The organism is Staphylococcus devriesei (genome assembly GCF_002902625.1).
Taxonomy (GTDB): domain Bacteria; phylum Bacillota; class Bacilli; order Staphylococcales; family Staphylococcaceae; genus Staphylococcus; species Staphylococcus devriesei.
The window spans coordinates 1-18,486 of the sequence record NZ_PPRG01000002.1; the positions used below are offsets into that span (position 1 = coordinate 1).

At 32.1% G+C, this 18,486-nt stretch carries 18 protein-coding genes and 2 pseudogenes; 2 read left to right on the forward strand and 18 right to left on the reverse strand.

What is annotated here, in order from left to right; genetic code table 11:
- The 7 genes and pseudogenes from CD147_RS00110 to CD147_RS00145 all read right to left on the reverse strand — a co-directional run.
- A partial coding sequence (locus CD147_RS00110; protein WP_103165435.1) for a mobile element-associated protein occupies window positions 1-655 on the reverse strand: 655 nt, incomplete at its 3' end.
- A gap of 123 nt (window positions 656-778) precedes the next feature.
- On the reverse strand, window positions 779-1,087 hold the full coding sequence (locus tag CD147_RS00115) for a hypothetical protein (protein WP_103165436.1): 309 nt from the start codon (window positions 1,085-1,087) through the stop codon (window positions 779-781).
- Window positions 1,088-1,097: 10 nt separating this feature from the next.
- A complete protein-coding gene (locus CD147_RS00120) occupies window positions 1,098-1,277 on the reverse strand; it encodes a hypothetical protein (RefSeq protein ID WP_103165437.1) in 180 nt (59 codons plus the stop codon).
- Window positions 1,278-1,527: 250 nt separating this feature from the next.
- Window positions 1,528-1,724: pseudogene (locus CD147_RS00130) on the reverse strand (antA/AntB antirepressor family protein); the annotation flags it as partial.
- A 279-nt stretch (window positions 1,725-2,003) separates the two neighbouring features.
- A pseudogene (locus CD147_RS00135) lies at window positions 2,004-2,093 on the reverse strand (antA/AntB antirepressor family protein); the annotation flags it as partial.
- 109 nt (window positions 2,094-2,202) lie between these two features.
- The gene (locus CD147_RS00140) at window positions 2,203-2,469 is read right to left on the reverse strand and encodes a DUF771 domain-containing protein (protein ID WP_103165439.1); all 267 of its coding nucleotides are present in this window, start codon (window positions 2,467-2,469) and stop codon (window positions 2,203-2,205) included.
- An 84-nt stretch (window positions 2,470-2,553) separates the two neighbouring features.
- Window positions 2,554-2,757: a helix-turn-helix transcriptional regulator gene (locus CD147_RS00145; RefSeq protein WP_103165440.1), complete on the reverse strand. Its 204-nt coding sequence runs from the start codon at window positions 2,755-2,757 to the stop codon at window positions 2,554-2,556.
- 121 nt (window positions 2,758-2,878) lie between these two features.
- Between CD147_RS00145 and CD147_RS00150 the strand changes: the two genes are divergently transcribed.
- Both CD147_RS00150 and CD147_RS00155 read left to right on the forward strand, forming a co-directional pair.
- Entirely contained in the window at window positions 2,879-3,496 is a 618-nt protein-coding gene (locus CD147_RS00150; protein WP_103165441.1) for a helix-turn-helix domain-containing protein, read from the forward strand.
- 14 nt (window positions 3,497-3,510) lie between these two features.
- Entirely contained in the window at window positions 3,511-4,560 is a 1,050-nt protein-coding gene (locus tag CD147_RS00155) for a site-specific integrase (RefSeq protein WP_103165442.1), read from the forward strand.
- A gap of 345 nt (window positions 4,561-4,905) precedes the next feature.
- Here the strand turns inward: CD147_RS00155 and whiA are convergent, their stop codons facing one another.
- The 11 genes from whiA to CD147_RS00210 form a co-directional block, all read right to left on the reverse strand.
- Window positions 4,906-5,850 (reverse strand): DNA-binding protein WhiA, encoded by a 945-nt coding sequence (gene whiA / locus CD147_RS00160; protein ID WP_103165443.1) that lies wholly within the window; start codon window positions 5,848-5,850, stop codon window positions 4,906-4,908.
- A gap of 135 nt (window positions 5,851-5,985) precedes the next feature.
- Entirely contained in the window at window positions 5,986-6,972 is a 987-nt protein-coding gene (locus CD147_RS00165; protein WP_103165444.1) for a gluconeogenesis factor YvcK family protein, read from the reverse strand.
- Window positions 6,969-7,883, reverse strand: a complete 915-nt coding sequence (gene rapZ, locus CD147_RS00170) for an RNase adapter RapZ (RefSeq protein WP_103165445.1) — start codon at window positions 7,881-7,883, stop codon at window positions 6,969-6,971. Before rapZ ends, CD147_RS00165 begins: the two co-directional genes overlap by 4 nt.
- Window positions 7,884-8,136: 253 nt before the next feature.
- Window positions 8,137-9,078 (reverse strand): thioredoxin-disulfide reductase, encoded by a 942-nt coding sequence (trxB, locus tag CD147_RS00175; RefSeq protein WP_103165446.1) that lies wholly within the window; start codon window positions 9,076-9,078, stop codon window positions 8,137-8,139.
- Between the two features lie 63 nt (window positions 9,079-9,141).
- Window positions 9,142-10,581 carry a tetratricopeptide repeat protein gene (locus CD147_RS00180; protein ID WP_103165447.1) on the reverse strand — a complete coding sequence of 480 codons (1,440 nt, stop codon included), beginning with the start codon at window positions 10,579-10,581 and terminating at the stop codon, window positions 9,142-9,144.
- 17 nt (window positions 10,582-10,598) lie between these two features.
- Window positions 10,599-11,078 carry an acyltransferase gene (locus CD147_RS00185; RefSeq protein WP_103165448.1) on the reverse strand — a complete coding sequence of 160 codons (480 nt, stop codon included), beginning with the start codon at window positions 11,076-11,078 and terminating at the stop codon, window positions 10,599-10,601.
- Window positions 11,078-11,923, reverse strand: a complete 846-nt coding sequence (gene lgt, locus CD147_RS00190) for a prolipoprotein diacylglyceryl transferase (RefSeq protein ID WP_103165449.1) — start codon at window positions 11,921-11,923, stop codon at window positions 11,078-11,080. The genes CD147_RS00185 and lgt overlap by 1 nt, the downstream gene beginning before the upstream one ends.
- Before the next feature lie 3 nt (window positions 11,924-11,926).
- Window positions 11,927-12,862 carry an HPr(Ser) kinase/phosphatase gene (gene hprK, locus CD147_RS00195; protein ID WP_103165450.1) on the reverse strand — a complete coding sequence of 312 codons (936 nt, stop codon included), beginning with the start codon at window positions 12,860-12,862 and terminating at the stop codon, window positions 11,927-11,929.
- Window positions 12,863-13,139: 277 nt separating this feature from the next.
- A complete protein-coding gene (gene uvrA, locus CD147_RS00200; RefSeq protein ID WP_103165451.1) occupies window positions 13,140-15,974 on the reverse strand; it encodes an excinuclease ABC subunit UvrA in 2,835 nt (944 codons plus the stop codon).
- Between the two features lie 6 nt (window positions 15,975-15,980).
- The gene (gene uvrB, locus CD147_RS00205; RefSeq protein ID WP_103165452.1) at window positions 15,981-17,966 is read right to left on the reverse strand and encodes an excinuclease ABC subunit UvrB; all 1,986 of its coding nucleotides are present in this window, start codon (window positions 17,964-17,966) and stop codon (window positions 15,981-15,983) included.
- Window positions 17,967-18,255: 289 nt separating this feature from the next.
- Complete coding sequence (locus CD147_RS00210) at window positions 18,256-18,483, reverse strand: CsbA family protein (RefSeq protein WP_103165453.1); 228 nt, start codon at window positions 18,481-18,483, stop codon at window positions 18,256-18,258.
- Window positions 18,484-18,486: the final 3 nt, after the last annotated feature.

The window sequence follows — 18,486 nt, forward strand, 5'->3', positions numbered from 1 at the left end:
AACTACGTTTCATAGGTGTTTTAACTATAATAGATTTATTCTTTTCTACATATAGTTTTGATAATTTAATCAATTGCTCTACTTTAATTATTGGAGCGTCATTATAAACTTTAAGAAAAACATTCTTTTTACTTTTAACAACTGGCAATGCCATAACCCTTGAAGGTTGATAACTTCCCTCATCAACTTTAAAACCAATTTCCTTAGCTATTAATTTTGAATACTTTCTATATTCATCTGGGCTTATTTTTTTATTTAAAGGGATAAACAAGCGTATTCTAGGGCTATCAGTATAATGATTAAATGTAGTATGCCAAAACCATGAAATGTTGCCTAGCGTGGTTTTAAATGCGTCATTTAGTCGTTTTAAATCATCAATTTCATCATAATCCAGTACTATAATATTTCTATATAAAATGTTTTTGTCTTTACGGTATCTTTGATGTATTTTACCATCAATATTAGTTTCATCTGCTACATCTCCATATAAAGCAACACCTCTTATATACTTGTTTGTATCATATTGAGGAATAGATAAAAGTTCTACTAAATCACTCCATTTACACTGAATAAACTTTATAAATGACGTAGCGTCTAAATTTTCATACCAAACCATACTAATTTGAGTGTCATTTTTAAAATTTAATTTTTCCATTATATCAACCTCTAATGTAACTTTAGGAAAAATATGTTATATTATATACAATATTAATATAAATATTTTTCCTAAAATCAATATTTTTTCTCTTATTTCTGTTATCTGAACTAGTTATTCAACCTATTTCAGATAACTTTTTTCTTTAATTCTTAGATAATTGTTTACTAGTTTTGTCGTTATAGTGGGCATGTCGTTTTGAATATTTTGTTCAAATTTTTTATCTAACTTTTTCTTTAATTCTTTTTTTGACATGTCACATTTTTTAATAGAAAGTGTTAAATGCTTAATATATATATTTAACTCTTCAATAGCATTATCCGCTTCTACTATATTTTCTAATTCACTTAGAGCATTTCTATGCAATTCACTTTCTATATATTTAAATAAATATTCGGTTAAAACTAATTTTTCCTTTAATTTATTTTCCATTCATAATCCCTCACTTAATTGTTTTACCTTTATTAAATAACATTGGTTCTAATTCTTTTTCATCATAATTAATCAGTGCAATTAAAGATCCTAAAAAATAAATTGTTAAACCTGTATGAAAATTAATATATCTAGTAACTAGATAAGTTAAAATAATAATTAATAAAAGTTGCATTGTTAATTTAATCATTTTTACACCCTTTCTTTAATTTTCTGTCTATCATAAATTTCTTTTGCCTCGATTAAACTTTCTAAAGTTTTGCAACAATATTTAATAACTTCTAGCTCTTTGCTATTAAATAAACTTAAGTCACATTGTCTATTCAAAATAATTTCTTCATTATGTGCTATTATCCAAAATATTGCTTTCATTAAATTTTGCTTATTAAAACCGATTTCCTTTTTTATTTAAACCACCTCTTTTATTAGCAACCCTTTCGTGACATCATAGCTATATATCTAGCAATATCTAAGGTTAATGCAAAATCGTCAAGTTGTCTGATAGCCTTATTATTTACAACCGTGCTTGTAAGTACACTTGTAAAATCTCTGTTTTCTCTAAAATGTTTTAAATTAATTTCTGCCCATACTTTAAAACGTTTTTAACTTCTAAATCTCTATAAAGCTTTCTCACACTTTTTTTAGTATCCAAAGTTAACCATGGTCTAAATAATTAATAGAGTCTCTTGAGCTGTTGCTCTTATTTGAGTAAGAGCTATATAATCAATATTTTCTTCTAAAACGTAATTAACCGTTTTTCGAACCTATCGTTATATCTTGTCTTAATTTCTAAAGCTCTATAAAGCTCTCTCACACTTATTGCAGTGTCGAGTGTTAGAATTTGGTTAACTTGTTCGTAAGTACGCGACCTTTTTTGACCATGTACTTTTTCAACTTACTCAATTTTGGGCGGGTTAAAATCAACGTCTTCTTCAAATCTATATTTCAACATTCGAGAAAACCAATCTTTATATTCTCTCTTAACCTCTAATGCTTGAGGAAGTTTCGACCAATTATCGTAATTTCTTTAGTAATATCTAAATTTAGTGCGTGGTCAGTCATGTTTTGATATCCGCCTTGGCTAAGACATTTTAGGGACACCCTTTATTCGTATTTTAGTAATCATGGTATTGATTAAAAATTTTATTAAAGTTTAATTTCAAATATTCACGCATAGGCTCCGCACAAAATAGCCATTTATTGTTATGTTCATCTGGATAATGTACAAAAGCTTTTAAATCTTCTTTAAATCTAGGGTTATAAAGTAAAATTTTAGTAGCTGTATTCCATGAAATTCCAATATGTTGTAAAAACATTTTACGTGTCCAAACTGTCCGATTTTCAAACTTTACGTTTTCATATTCATTATCTTTAGCATTCATATTTTTAACACCTCTTATTTCATATCTAAAAATACTTTAAATGTAATATTTTAAATTATTAACTGAAATCTGTAATTTCTGTAATTAAGGGTAAAAAATTTTTGATAATTCTATTTTAATTCCATTTTCTTCTAAAATACTTATATATTTCTGCATTTCCTTTCTAGTAAAATCTCGTTTACCATTTTCTTTATCAGCATATGTATTTATTGAAACTCCAATTTCCTTTGCCATAGATTTTTGAGTTATTCCTAAAGCACAACGGTAACCTTTAACTAAGTTAAACATTTCACTACTCACCTTTCTGTAATTTCTGTAATTAATATATACTGTAATTAATGAATATGTCAATAAATTTTGTGTAATTTCTGTAATTAGGTTAAAATTATTATGAGAAGGAGTGTATTAAATGAGAACGCAAAAAAATGTAGGAAACATTATAAGGAAAATTAGAATTATTAGCGGTCTAGATCAAAAAACATTTGCTAAGCGAATAAATACCACTGTTTCTGCCTTAAGCAATTGGGAAAATGGTCGGAATTATCCAAAAGAAGATTATTTAGTAAGAATTAATAGAGAATTTAATATACCTATAGATTTTATATTATATGAAACACACGAACGAGTTTTTAAAGTTATTGAACTTTTGAAAAATGATATAAATTTTGAAAAAAAATACAAATTCCTCTATAACGAAGAAATTAATGCTAATATTATTGAAATCGTCACGAATGAAATTAATGATTTTTCTAATCAACTGGGTAAAGGAACGTCAATATATATACCTGATGATAGTGATATATATGATTTAGTAAAAAAAGAATTATCTAAATACGATAAACTAAGTAAATATGAACATTTTGATGATAACGAGGCGATTGTATTTATATCTGAACATCTCTCTACTTTTATAAAAGAAAATTCAACTACTCTTAAAGAAAATGATATTTCTAATGATTTAGTAAACTATATAGAAAAAATTCTATATAAAGCATTACATGACATCCAAGAATATAACAACCAATGACAAAGGTGATGTATATGGCAAGTTACGAAAAACGAGGAAATAAATGGCGTTACATTATTTCATATAAAGATGAGGAAGGAAAGTTCAAAAAAATTCAACAAGGTGGGTTTAGAACTAAAAAAGAAGCACAAGTACATGCTAACGATTTAGAATACAATTTAAAGAACGGTTATAACATAAATAATAATGTAGTTTTTTCGGAATACTTTAAAACATGGTATGAATTGAATAAAAAAGGACACATTACAGATAAAACCTTAGAACGGTATAAAGTAGCATATAAAGACATAAAGCAATATTTTAATAATACATACATCAAGAATATTAAACGAAGTGACTACCAACGTTTTTTAAATAACTATGGTGAAAATCATGCTTATGATACTGCTAAAAAATTAAATAGTTATATCAAAAATTGTTTTGACTATGCTATTCATGAAGGTCTTATTTTACGTAATCCAACATTTAAAGCTAGTATAAAGGCATGTAACCCTACTAAATCTGAAGATACTAAATTTATTAGTGAAACTGAATTCAAACGCTTGAAACGTTATTTTGAAAATAAAGATACTACTTCAGCCTTAGTTATTTTAATGACTATGGCAACTGCTGGACGTTTCTCTGAAGTGGCTAATATTAAAGTTGAAGATTTGAATTTTAAAGATAACACTGTACACTTACGTGGAACTAAAACAAAAACATCAGATCGTATAGTAAGTGTAGATTTAATTACAATGCAACGAGTTAAACATTTTATGAACTCTCGACCTAAAAATATAAATGGTTATATATTTACAACATACGGCACACCTATAAGTAATCAGAAAACAAATAAAGCCCTTTTAATAGCTTGTAGAAAATGTAATACAAAACCTATTACCGTACATGCTCTACGTCATACTATGGCATCTATTTTAATTAGACATGGATATTCAATTTATTTTATAGCTAAAAGATTAGGTCATAAGTCTATAAAGACTACATATGAAATTTACGGTCATCTATTAGAAGAAACATATGAAGAAGAAAATGCAAAAGCTTTACAATTAATTAGTGAATTATAATGTATTAAATGGGGGAAATTGGGGAAATTTATTTCAAAAGTAATGAAAAGTTATTACAAACATATACCTATAAACACTGTTATTAAGCCATATTGATACATTATAAAACCATATTATAAACTCTTTTCTTCCTCTCGAGGGGGTTATGACACATTAATTAAATACTATGAGGAGAAAAAAGCCTGTTATGACGGTCTTTTTTCTATATCCACTATTAATAACACACTCTGTAGGGCTCATCTTAAGAGAATTAAAAAGACTCTAACTACAAACTACCATTATAATAATAAACACCCAAAATTTTTGAATTGATACGCAACAAATTTTTAGGTGTCTTCAATTTATCTATAATTCTACTTTCTCACCACTACGCAGTTTATCAGCAAGTTCATTTAGCTTTCTTAAGCGGTGGTTAACACCTGACTTCGAGATGGCACCCGTTGATAACATTTCTCCGAGCTCCTTTAACGAAATCTCTTGATGCTCAACGCGTAATTTAGCAATTTCTCTCAAACGATCTGGTAAGTTATCTAAACCAATTTCTTGATCAATCAATTGGATACTTTGAACTTGTTTCATTGCAGCACTAACTGTCTTATTTAAATTAGCCGTCTCACAATTAACTAAGCGATTAACCGAGTTTCTCATATCTCTAACAATACGTACGTCCTCAAATTTTAATAACGCTTGATAACCACCTATTAAACTTAAAAATTCAGAGATTTTTTCCGCTTCTTTTAAATAAGCGATACTTCCTTTTTTACGTTCCAAGTGTTTAGCATTTAAACCATAGCTATTCATTAGTTTGGTTAAACCTTCTGAGTGATTCTCATATTGTGAGAAAATTTCTAAATGGTATGAGGAGGTTTCTGGATTGTTAACTGAACCACCAGCTAAGAAAGCGCCGCGTAGATAGCTCCGGCGCATTTCATCATCCGTAATCATACTGGCATCAATGTCATGTACGAAAATTCCATTCTTTAAAATACCAAGTTGATCAAGTATTTCCCTCGCGCGTACCTTAGTTCGACAAATATAAATATTGTTCTTTTTAAGTTTCATTTTTTTACGCACTAATATTTCTACTTCGACATTAAATACACGTTTAATTAACGAATAAATTCGTCTTGCCGTTGTAGCATTCTCAGTTTGAACGTTAATTACAAATTGCTGATTAGATAGGCTGAGTGCACCGTTCATGCGTATTAATGCGCTAAGCTCTGCTTTAGCGTTACTTTCATCTACTTCAATACGCGTTAATTCATTTTTCATATCTGAGGCAAAACTCATCACACATTCCTCCTTCTCTAATCATTGTTATAAATACATGTAATTAACATCTCTAGTACTTTAATTTAGGTTAATCCTATTTTAAGAGACATATGATTAATATCTTATCATAATTTAATACATGATAAGTAATATTTATTTCTTGGGTTGAAATTGAATTGTACTTGTTAATTCAAGTGCTAAATCATAAATTAATCTTGCTAAAACTTTCGTATTATGACGGACTAAATGTTCATTAGATACTTCAACCAAATTGTTAGAAGTAATAATTTTAATATTATTATCGGTTAATTTATCCATGTTCATTTCTACAGGTTTCGCATTACGTTCTTCATAACGTTTTAAGACTTTATCATCATATTTATCACCACTGCATATTACAAAATCAATAAAGTCTTTTCCAGCATGGTCATGAAGAGCTTGAATATGATCTAACACATCATAGTCTGTTGTTTCACCAGGTTGAGTCATTATATTAGATATATATAACTTAGGTGCTTGAGAATTTAAAATTGCGTCAGACATCCCTTTCACACATAAATTAGAAATAACGCTTGTATATAAAGAGCCAGGGCCCAATACAATTAAATCAGCTTCTTCCAACGCATCAATTGCTTCTTCCATTGGTTCAACATTGGGTGGTTCTAAATACACACGCTCAATTTTTTTATTTTTTTTAGGAATTTTAGATTCGCCTCTCACAATTTCGCCATCTTCTAGTACTGCATTAAGCATTACATTGGTGTTTGTTGAAGGAATCACTTTGCCTTTAATATTTAATATTTTACTCAACTCTTTCACCGCATGACCGAAATCATCTTTAATATTAGTTAAGGCTGCTAATAATAAATTACCTAGCGAATGTCCTTCAATTTGATTCTCTTCAAAACGATATTGAAATAATTCCTCTAAAATAGGTTCAACGTCACTTAAAGCAGCAATTACATTTCTTATGTCTCCCGGAGCAGGTATATCCATTTCACTACGGATTTTACCCGTACTTCCTCCGTCGTCTGCCACTGTCACGATTGCTGTTATATCTATAGGGTATTCTCTTAACCCCCTAGCTAATACTGATAAGCCGGTTCCTCCGCCTATAAGCACAATTTTTAATTGTTTCATTTTTTCACGCCACTTTCGATATGCGCATCTCTATGATGGACATAAACATTATAATCAAAAATATCTTCTAACTCTTCGCCAATGCGTTTAGCTAAAGCTACTGAACGGTGTTGACCACCTGTACAACCAATCGCAATGACTAATTGAGATTTACCCTCTTTTTTATACCCTGGTATCATAAAACTTAATAAATCCATTAATTTTTCAAAAAATATCTCTGTCTCTCGCCATTTCATTACATAATTATAAACCGCTTCGTCCTCCCCCGTCATCGGTCGCAAGTCTTCTACATAATAAGGGTTAGGAAGGAATCTGACATCAAACACTAAGTCAGCGTCCATTTGAATACCGTGTTTGAATCCAAAACTTGTAACGTTAATACTAAATGATTTGAAGCTTTCATCTTTAAATTTTTTCTTAATTTTCTCTTTTAAATCTTTCACTTTTATATTCGTTGTATCGATAATGTAGTTTGCGATAGTACGTATATTTGAAAGCAACTGTCTTTCTTCAACGATAGAATCAATAAGTGATTGTTGACCATTTTCATTCAATGGATGTGCGCGACGTGTTTCTTTATATCTAGAGATTAATTTTTCAGTATCAGCTTCTAAAAACATCACATCTACAATGACGTCATTGCGACTTTTTATTACGTCTATTTCGTCTACTAAAGATTTAAATAACTCTTTACCACGTAAATCTATGGCAATTGCAACTTTTTGTAGAGACGGATTCCCTTGTTCCATTAATTCAACAAATTTAGGGAGTAATATAGGTGGTAAGTTATCTACGCAAAAGAAACCGATATCTTCTAAACATTGTATAACGACTGATTTCCCTGCTCCGGACAAGCCAGTTACTACTAATAATTCACTTTTACTCATTTCGTTTTCAGTTTGATTAATCATTTTGACACCGCCTAGTTAGTCTTAAAATTATTATCGTATATGTATCACTTTTTATTTACTTTCATAATATCATATGTTCAAATCAACGTAATTAGTTACTCTTCGTATTTATTTATTTTCATGAAAAAAAGCTAGAATAAATGAGATTGAGACATCCACCTTTTATACTTTGAAAGACCGATTAACAGTCTCTAAAAGCAAGGTTCCTTTGTCCTAACCTCTTTATTCTAGCTTGTATAACGTCTTATGCGTCTTATGCGTCTTGTTTATCTTTTAATTCTTCAATATAATCGATAGCACTTTGAGCAGCTATACTACCGTCACCCGTTGCAGTTACGATTTGACGTAAACCTTTGTCTCTAACATCACCAGCTGCAAAAATGCCTGGCACTGATGTACTCATGTTATCTTTTGTAAGAATATAACCCATATCATTAGTAATACCTAAGTTAGTAAATGGTGCAGTTAATGGTTTCATACCGATATAAATGAATACACCATCAGCGTCTAGCGTTTGTTCTGATGCATCTTTTGTTGAGACTAATGTAACTGAACCTACTTTACCATCTTTCTCATTGATTGATTTTAAAGTATGGCTCCAAATAAAATCAATTTTATCGTTTTTGAAAGCACGATCTTGTAAGATTTTTTGAGCTCTTAATTCGTCTCTTCTGTGTACGATAGTCACTTTTTCTGCGAATTTAGTAAGGAATGCCCCTTCCTCTACTGCAGAGTCGCCACCACCGATAACAAAGATATTTTTATTTTTAAAGAAGGCACCATCACATACTGCACAATAACTTACGCCTCGTCCGCCAAGTTCTTGTTCGCCAGGGACGCCAATTTTTTTATATTCAGCACCAGTTGAAATAATCACAGCACGAGCTGTTATTTCTTTATTTCCTAAGTTAATTACTTTATAGTCGCCTTTATCTTCAATTGACTTAATATCACCGTATTGATACTCAGCGCCAAACTTTTTAGCATGTTCAAACATTTTTGTAGATAAATCTGGGCCAGTAATCATTTCAAATCCAGGGAAGTTTTCAACTTCTTCGGTATTAGCCATTTGGCCACCAGGCATACCTCGTTCAATCATAACAGTGCTTAAATTTGCACGTGATGCATAAACTGCTGCAGTCATACCGGCTGGTCCTGCTCCAATAATCGCAACATCATAATCTATTTCAGTCATTTTTATGCCTCCTACGTTTTTAGTATCATGGGAATTATATATTATTCTTAAACATACTTAAATTTATATGCTCAATAGTTGGTCAATTGCATTATCTAATTTGTAACGCGAAATATTAAACAATTCCATAATCTTTTTCTTAGTGATATGACTATTATAATATCGATAATATAGGTACGTATGCGCTGCTACATATCTTTCAACTTCATTTAAATCAACATCATTAGCAATTAACGCTTCCCCTTTATCAATCCAACTAACGAATAGCTCTGTATCTTGAGGTAAGTCTTCCGCTTCATATAATTTAACCAAGCCCCGATGAATAAAATCGAGCTTATTTAAATGTAAGCCTTGAACTAAATAAGTTAAATATAGCTTTTCATAATCATTCATATTTTCTAATATAGACCATATTTCTTCAGTCATTAAAATTTCCTTGCCATTCAACTGATTTAATAAAAAGACTCCATACAACCTATAATGATTATCGTCATCTTGTAATAGAGGTAATATCCTTTGGTTAAATGTCGCTTTACTTTCTTCTAAAACCCATGGAGCGTAGCCAACTTCCACTTTAGAAATTTGCAATAATTTATCCCAAAACACTTTACTTTGCTCTTTATTTCCAAGGTAATAATAGTTAAAACTTAGAGCGTTAAACATTTGAAGTGATGCAAACTTACCTTTTTTATATAAGGGTAGTAAGATTTGTTGCGATGCTTCGTATTGTTTTAAATAACTTAGTACGATACCTAATTTAAAACTTTCATCATCATTCATAGGTACGACTTTACTTAATATTTTTAAATATTTGTGATACTTTTCAGTTTCATTCGTATTATATAGCAATAATGTATAATGACATAATGCATGAACATCAGAGTTATCCTCTGCTAATAATTCTTCAAACATTTCTTTCGCAATTGTATATTCGCTTAAATATAAATAGCACATTGCTAATAAGTTACGAATAACGCGATGTTTTTGAAGAGTTTCATCTTGATTCAGAATATAAGTACGGGCGTCTTTCAAACGTCCTTGAGAAAATAAATACTGGAACAGAAGTTGAATACTGAAAAGTTGCGCTTCTAACTTAATTTTTTCTTCACTCATATAAGAAACTTCGAAAGTTTTTTCAAGTTCCTCTCTGAACTCTTTATCTCCTGTTAAAATCACATAATTAATACCAAACAAGAATGCCTTGTTTGGCTCATTAAGATCGATGTTCAATTCACTTAATTGGTAAAAACTTTCTGCTACGTTGTCTTCATTAATAATGCTCTCATAAAACACTTTCTCAGCTTGTCTACCTAAATTAAGTTTATTCAAACAGTACGTATATTTTAATTTTATATCAAAATCATCTGGTGACAAATCAAGCACTTTTCTAAAGTATTCAGCTGCTTTACTGAAATCTTCTTGTCTATACTTTTGATCTGCCATTTTACGATAGAAATCTTCGTCAAATTTCATTGAGATAATTTTATCGCTATTTTGTGCCATGCTTTGTCACCTCTTTTCTATTTATAATGAATGTGCATTGGATTTCCGTATACAATCGTGTGATCTGGAATATCTTTAGAGACCACAGTGCCAGCTTTTACAACCACATTGCTACCAATTTTTATGCCTGGTAAGATAGTCGTATTTGCTCCAATTAAGGTTTGATCTCCTATACTTACTTTACCATAACGATACTCATCGACTAACACCTCATGGGTTAATATTGTAGTATTATAACCAATCACGCAATTATTGCCAATCGATATTAACTGTGGATGAAAGATATCAGGCATGACTTTGTAAGCTATTGCGGTGTGCTTACCTATTTTCATTTTTAAAAAGTTGATATATACCCAACGTTTGACACTTAAAAATGGTAAGAAACGACAAATTTCTATAATTAGTGTATTTTTTAGGACCTTCGAAAATCGCACAAAATGATAAATACGCCATAGTGGGTTAATTGACTGATTTCCCACTTTAGATAAACGTCTCATTATTTCGCATTCTCTTTCGTAGTCGACCATGATAATGGCCCGGCTGTCTTATAGATTGGCGGCGCATATTTCAAGCGACGATAAACCATTAAAACAAGTCCAATTAAAATAAAAATTACTGAGACTAGTTGGGCGACGCGAATATTACTAGTCAACATTAGGCTATCTGTTCGTAAACCTTCAATAAAGAAACGTCCTACTGAATACCAAATAAGGTAAAGCGTAAATGTTTCACCTACTCGAAGGTGTTTTCTTATAGTAATTAAAATAATAAAGCCTAAGATATCCCATACAGATTCATATAAGAACGTAGGGTGATAATAGATGCCTTCGATATACATATTATTGATAATAAAATCTGGAATATGTAAGTTTTCCAAGAATGTTCTTGAAACTGGTCCACCATGTGCTTCATGATTCATAAAATTGCCCCAACGCCCAATACCTTGAGCTAATATAATACTTGGTGCGACGATATCTCCAATCTGAAACGGATTTAGATTTTTAATTTTACATACTATAATGCCAGTTATAAATCCACCGATTAAACCTCCATGAATGGCTATGCCACCATGCCAAATTTTAGGTATCTCAGTCGGACTCTCCATATAATAGGGCCACTGGAATATAACAAAATAAATACGTGCTATAAGAAAACCAAATATAGCACTATAAAAAATAATATCGACGAGTGTGTCTTTATGTAAACCTACATATTTTAAACTTTCTTGAGCAATAAAATAACCGATAAGAATTCCTACGGCGATGATAATCCCATACCATTTTATTGATAAGGGACCTAGATTAAATGCAGTAGGATCAATATAATTTAAATTAAATACCATTAATTAGTTCTCCTTGCTTTGATGACCTTTTCTTAAAATTTCTTCATTTAGACGTTGATTAAATTCTTCAGCAGTATTAATACCCATGATATTTAAACGGTAATTCATGGCTGCGACTTCGATGATAACTGCTACATTTCGTCCTGGACGTACTGGGATTGTTTTTTTAGTAATTTCCGTATCAAGTATTTGTAATGTTTCTTCATGAAGCCCAACACGGTCATATAGTTTGTTTTTGTCCCAATTTTCCAAATTAATATTTAAACGAATTTGCTTCTGAGTTAAAATTGAGCCCGCACCAAATAGCGTCATTACATTAATAATACCTAAGCCTCGAATTTCAAGTAAATGTTCGATTAGTTTAGGAGGTGTGCCTATAAGTTCATCTTTTGTAATTTGACGAATTTCAACGTTATCATCGGCTACGAGACGATGTCCACGTTTCACTAATTCAAGTGCTGTTTCACTCTTACCAATTCCAGAGTCACCAGTAATTAATACGCCCACGCCATATACATCGACTAGTACGCCATGTAGAGATGTCGTCTTAGCTAATTCATGTTCTAAGAATGTTGTAAGACGACTCATCAGACTAGTCGTCGCATCTTTAGAGATGATGAGTGGCGTATCCATTTCTTGAGCCGCATCGATTAATTCTTGCGGTGGCTCTAATCCTCTTGTCACAATAATAGCAGGTGTTTCTGGACGACACAGTTTACGCATACGTCCTTGTCGTTCCTCATCAGGTAATAAATTGTAAAATGATAGTTCTGTAGTACCTAATAATTGTATGCGGTCTGCAGCATAGTGAGAAAAGTATCCTGCCATTTCCAAACCAGGTCTAGATATATCAGTGTTTTTTATAGATTTATGTAGTCCATTTTTACCGGTAAATAATTCTAGATTTAATAAATTAACTAATTTCTCAGTCGTTAACATGAGTTCACCTCAACAATTTCACTTGAATTCATTCATCTATTATCATATCAAAAATAAACTCATAATTTATATAAAAAAGGTGAATTCATTTTTAATTTGTTTTTCCGTTTCTTTACGCATATGAAAAATGCTCTTTTACCCGTAGAGACGGGACTACTTATTGTACATATTAAAAGCAGTCTAAAACACTAAATCGTTTCAGACTGCTTAACTAACATAACTTAACATTCGATATACTTGCTTCATATAAACGGGCTATTCGTATATTACAATTTAATTATTCGACCTTATCACGTTCTAATACTGTTTTTAAATAGTTACCAGTATATGATTCTTCTACATTTGCTATTTCTTCAGGCGTACCAGTAGCAACGATGGTACCGCCACCTTCGCCACCTTCAGGACCTAAATCAATAATATGGTCAGCTGTCTTAATGACATCTAAATTATGCTCAATAATAACTACTGTATCCCCATTTTCAACTAGTCGATTAAGCACTTTCAATAAACGACTTATGTCATCAACATGTAAACCAGTAGTAGGCTCATCTAGAATGTAAATTGAGCGACCAGTAGAACGTTTATACAATTCTGACGCTAATTTAACACGTTGGGCCTCACCACCGGATAACGTAGTGGCTTGTTGTCCTAAAGTAATATAACCTAATCCCACATCTACAAGTGTTTGTAGTTTGCGGTGAATTTTAGGAATATTTTCAAAGAAATAAGCTGCTTCTTCAACCGTCATATCTAAAACATCAGCAATATTTTTACCTTTATAAGTCACTTCTAACGTTTCGCGATTATAACGTTTTCCATCACATACTTCACATGGTACATAAACGTCTGGTAAAAAATGCATTTCAATTTTAATAATACCGTCGCCTTTACAAGCTTCACAACGCCCACCTTTAACATTAAAGCTAAAACGTCCTTTTTGATAACCACGAATCTTCGCTTCATTTGTTTGCGCAAAAACATCTCGAATATTATCAAAAACGCCTGTATAAGTTGCTGGGTTTGAACGAGGTGTTCTTCCGATTGGAGATTGATCAATATCGATTATTTTATCTAGTTGATCAATACCTTCTATGCTATCATAACTGCCAGGCTTAACTTTAGATTTATTTATTTTTTGAGCTAGTGATTTATATAATACTTCATTCACTAAAGAACTCTTACCTGAACCAGACACGCCCGTAACAACTGACATTACAGATAATGGTATATCCACATCAACATCTTTTAAGTTATTACTACGTGCGCCTTTAATACTAATCTTACGGTCTGTAACTTTACGACGATGTTCAGGTACATCGATGCGTTTTTTACCACTTAAATATTGACCAGTAAGTGAGTTTTTATCTTTCATTACTTTTGTAGGAGTGCCTGCTGACACAATTTCTCCCCCGTGGTCTCCTGCACCAGGCCCTATATCTACAAGGTAATCCGCTGCCCTCATCGTATCATCATCGTGTTCTACCACAATCAATGTGTTGCCAAGGTCTCTCATTTCTTTAAGCGTGCTAATTAATCGATCATTATCGCGTTGATGCAACCCAATTGATGGTTCATCTAGTACGTATAAAACGCCTGTTAGACGAGAACCAATTTGTGTTGCGAGACGAATACGTTGAGCTTCACCACCAGATAGCGTACCTGAAGCACGATTAAGTGTTAAATATTCTAGTCCAACATTATTTAAAAATGATAAGCGTGAACAAATTTCTTTTAAAATTTGATTCGCAATGGTCTTATCTTGTTCTGACAATTCGATATTCTCATAGTATTTCAAGGCGTTGCCAATAGAGTATTCAACAACTTCACCAATATTAAGTCCACCTACATATACCGATAATGCTTCTTTACTTAAGCGTTTACCGTGACACGTTTCACATGGAAGTTCTGTCATATACTTACTCATTACTTCACGTGTATATTCTGAAGGAGATTCATGATAACGGCGATCAATATTAGGTAGCACACCTTCAAACTTCATTTTTCTACGACGTGTGCCTCCGTTACGACTATGGAATGAGAATTCAATTTCTTTATCTCCAGAGCCGTTCATTAAGATATCTTTTTGTCTATCAGTTAATTTCTTATATGGTTTATCCATATTTATTTTATATACTTCGCATACACGTTTTAATAAAGTTGGGTAAAAATCTGAACTTGTAGGCTCCCATGGTTCAATAGCACCCTCATTTAAAGTTTTATTTTGGTCAGGAATAACTAAATCAAGGTCCACTGTCAATCGTTGTCCTAAACCATCACATGTAGGACATGCACCAAAAGGACTATTAAAGCTAAACATTCTTGGCTCTAACTCTCCAATTGAAAAGCCACAAATTGGGCAAGCATGATTTTCTGAGAATTTAAGATCTTCTCCTCCGATAACATCAACGGTGATATTACCTTCCGCTAATTCAAGACCTGTTTCAATTGAGTCGGCTAATCGAGTTTCAATACCAGATTTTACTACTAGACGATCAATAACCACTTCAATAGTATGATTTTTATTTTTATCTAATTCTGGTACTTCGTTAACATCAACGATTTCTCCATCGACTCTTAAACGTACATAACCTTTTTTACTGATGTCTTCAATTAATTTCTCATGGCTACCTTTTCTATGAGAAATAACCGGAGCTAAAATTTGAATTTTTGTACGTTCTTCTAATTCTAAAATGCGATCAACCATTTGTTGGACAGTTTGAGATTCAATTTCGATACCGTGGTGTGGACAATAAGCTTTACCAATACGCGCATAAAGTAAGCGAATATAATCATAAATCTCTGTAACAGTTGCCACTGTAGAGCGTGGATTTTTACTTGTTGTTTTCTGATCAATAGAAATTGCGGGAGATAACCCTTCAATAGTGTCTACATCAGGTTTGTCCATTTGTCCTAAAAATTGACGTGCATAAGCACTTAGCGATTCTACATAACGACGTTGTCCTTCAGCATATATCGTATCAAATGCTAAAGAAGACTTCCCTGAACCAGATAAACCTGTCATTACGATTAATTTATTTTTAGGAAGTTCAATATCTACGTCTTTTAAATTGTGCGCTCTTGCACCTTTTACTACGATACTTGGTCCTTTCATTCAGCTTCACCCTTCTGCTTTTAATTCAAATAACATATCTCGCAATTCTGTAGCTCGTTCGAAGTCTAAATCTTTCGCTGCTTGTTTCATTTCTTTTTCTATATTTTCAATCGTTTTTTGGCGTTCTTTTTTAGTCATTTTCTTAGGTACTTCAGTACGTTGTTTTTCATTTGTTTCATCATTTTCAACTGTAGCACTAATAACATCGTGAATTTTCTTGTTAATTGTTTTAGGTGTGATGCCATATTTTTCATTATGAGCCATTTGAATTTCACGACGTCTTTGCGTTTCGTCTATCGCGTATTGCATAGAATCAGTGATTTTATCCGCATACATAATCACTTCGCCTTTATCGTTACGCGCAGCACGACCGATTGTTTGAATAAGTGAACGGTTTGAACGTAAGAAACCTTCTTTATCTGCATCTAATATAACTACCAATGACACTTCAGGTATATCAATACCCTCTCTAAGTAGATTAATACCTACAATTGCATCATATGTACCCATACGTAAGTCACGAATGATTTCTATACGCTCTAGCGTTTTAATTTCAGAATGTAAGTAGTTAACTTTAATGCCTGCCTCTTTCATATAAGTCGTTAAATCTTCACTCATTTTTTTAGTTAACGTAGTTACAAGTACACGTTCATTTTTATCGATTCTATCTTGAATTTCACTTAACAAGTCATCAATTTGATTTTTCGTTGGTCGAACATCAATTTTAGGATCCAATAATCCAGTAGGACGAATGATTTGTTCAACCATCTCATCAGTATGTTCAAGTTCGTAAGGTCCTGGTGTTGCTGAGACATAAACGAGTTGTTTTGTTTTTTGTCCAAACTCTTCAAATTTAAGCGGACGGTTATCCATCGCACTTGGGAGACGGAATCCATGATCTACTAACACCTGTTTACGTGCTTGGTCACCATTAAACATCCCTCTAATTTGTGGTAATGTCACGTGTGATTCATCTATCATTACTAACCAATCATCGCCAAAGTAGTCTAATAGTGTATACGGCGTTGAACCAGGTGGTCTTAAAGTTAAGTGGACAGAATAGTTCTCAATTCCTGAACAGAATCCCATTTCACGCATCATTTCTAAATCATAATTAGTACGTTGTTCTAGTCGTTGTGCTTCTAGTAATTTATTCTCATCTCTTAACTCTTTAAGGCGTTCTTCTAACTCTTTTTCAATTCTTTCAATAGCAACTTTCATTTTTTCTTCTCGAGTTACGAAGTGAGATGCTGGGAAAATCGCAAAGTGTTCACGTTCTCTAATAACTTCTCCAGTAAGGTAATTGACTTCTCTAATACGGTCTATTTCATCGCCGAAAAATTCTACACGAATGCACATTTCTTCACGTGAAGCTGGGAATATCTCCACCACATCTCCACGCACTCTGAATGTCCCACGTTGGAAATCAATATCATTTCTTGAGTATTGTACATCGACTAATTTTCTAAGGAGCTCACTACGGTCCATTTCCATACCAACACGTACGCTCACAACTAAATCTTTATATTCTTCCGGATTACCTAAACCATAAATACAACTCACACTTGCAATAATAATGACATCATCACGTTCGAATAACGCACTCGTAGCTGAGTGTCGTAATTGGTCTATTTCATCATTAATAGAAGCGTCTTTCTCAATAAAAGTGTCAGTCGAAGGGACATAAGCTTCTGGTTGATAGTAATCATAGTAACTTACGAAATATTCAACTCTATTCTCAGGAAAGAATTCTTTAAATTCACTATATAATTGGCCTGCCAATGTTTTATTATGGGCAATAATCAATGTTGGTTTACCGACTTCTTTAATTACGTTACTCATGGTAAATGTTTTACCTGTACCTGTAGCGCCTAATAGCGTTTGATGACGTTTACCTTCTTTTACGCCTTCAACTATCTTTTCAATCGCTTGAGGTTGGTCCCCTTCTGGATCAAACTCAGAATTTAATTTAAATGGGTAGTGTTCTACCATTCTGACAAGCGCCTCCTCAATGTTAACTTTCTTACTTTATTTCCTATTATTTGAAAAGTATTCTTACTTACAGATATTTTAGCAAAAATCCAAATAAAAATACAAACGTTTGTTCGCTTACGTTTGTATTTCATGCCTTTAGTTATTTGGTTGTTTATACGTATTTTTTAAATTAAATTTCATTACATAGGTAGACTTATGTTATAGCTACATCTGTTTCACTCTATCATGTGTATTTACACTATAAATCAACTAATGAAGTAGTTCAATTGTTCTGTTTCTAACCTTATTAATCTTGTTGTTTATGAAATTTAAGACTATCAACAATGACATAACCTGCTAATAATGACACCACATCGATAAATATAATCCATTCATTATGAAAAAAACCTTTATAAACTGATGTAGCAATTAAAATTAGTGTTGCTATGACGCCTACCCATTTGCTTCTTGTGATTACACTAAATAAAACAACTAATACACAGGGAAAAAATGCGGCTAAAGCGTACCAGATCATCTA

What these genes read in the sequence shown, in the direction of transcription:
- whiA (WP_103165443.1), bottom strand. Translation starts at nt 5,850, where the DNA reads ATGAGTTTTGCCTCAGATATGAAAAATGAATTAACGCGTATTGAAGTA.
- CD147_RS00140 (WP_103165439.1), bottom strand. Translation starts at nt 2,469, where the DNA reads ATGAATGCTAAAGATAATGAATATGAAAACGTAAAGTTTGAAAATCGG.
- uvrB (WP_103165452.1), bottom strand. Translation starts at nt 17,966, where the DNA reads ATGGTAGAACACTACCCATTTAAATTAAATTCTGAGTTTGATCCAGAA.
- rapZ (WP_103165445.1), bottom strand. Translation starts at nt 7,883, where the DNA reads ATGATTAATCAAACTGAAAACGAAATGAGTAAAAGTGAATTATTAGTA.
- CD147_RS00165 (WP_103165444.1), bottom strand. Translation starts at nt 6,972, where the DNA reads ATGAAACAATTAAAAATTGTGCTTATAGGCGGAGGAACCGGCTTATCA.
- uvrA (WP_103165451.1), bottom strand. Translation starts at nt 15,974, where the DNA reads ATGAAAGGACCAAGTATCGTAGTAAAAGGTGCAAGAGCGCACAATTTA.
- CD147_RS00180 (WP_103165447.1), bottom strand. Translation starts at nt 10,581, where the DNA reads ATGGCACAAAATAGCGATAAAATTATCTCAATGAAATTTGACGAAGAT.
- CD147_RS00155 (WP_103165442.1), top strand. Translation starts at nt 3,511, where the DNA reads ATGGCAAGTTACGAAAAACGAGGAAATAAATGGCGTTACATTATTTCA.
- lgt (WP_103165449.1), bottom strand. Translation starts at nt 11,923, where the DNA reads ATGGTATTTAATTTAAATTATATTGATCCTACTGCATTTAATCTAGGT.
- CD147_RS00145 (WP_103165440.1), bottom strand. Translation starts at nt 2,757, where the DNA reads ATGTTTAACTTAGTTAAAGGTTACCGTTGTGCTTTAGGAATAACTCAA.
- CD147_RS00120 (WP_103165437.1), bottom strand. Translation starts at nt 1,277, where the DNA reads ATGATTAAATTAACAATGCAACTTTTATTAATTATTATTTTAACTTAT.
- trxB (WP_103165446.1), bottom strand. Translation starts at nt 9,078, where the DNA reads ATGACTGAAATAGATTATGATGTTGCGATTATTGGAGCAGGACCAGCC.
- CD147_RS00150 (WP_103165441.1), top strand. Translation starts at nt 2,879, where the DNA reads ATGAGAACGCAAAAAAATGTAGGAAACATTATAAGGAAAATTAGAATT.
- CD147_RS00115 (WP_103165436.1), bottom strand. Translation starts at nt 1,087, where the DNA reads ATGGAAAATAAATTAAAGGAAAAATTAGTTTTAACCGAATATTTATTT.
- hprK (WP_103165450.1), bottom strand. Translation starts at nt 12,862, where the DNA reads ATGTTAACGACTGAGAAATTAGTTAATTTATTAAATCTAGAATTATTT.
- CD147_RS00210 (WP_103165453.1), bottom strand. Translation starts at nt 18,483, where the DNA reads ATGATCTGGTACGCTTTAGCCGCATTTTTTCCCTGTGTATTAGTTGTT.
- CD147_RS00185 (WP_103165448.1), bottom strand. Translation starts at nt 11,078, where the DNA reads ATGAGACGTTTATCTAAAGTGGGAAATCAGTCAATTAACCCACTATGG.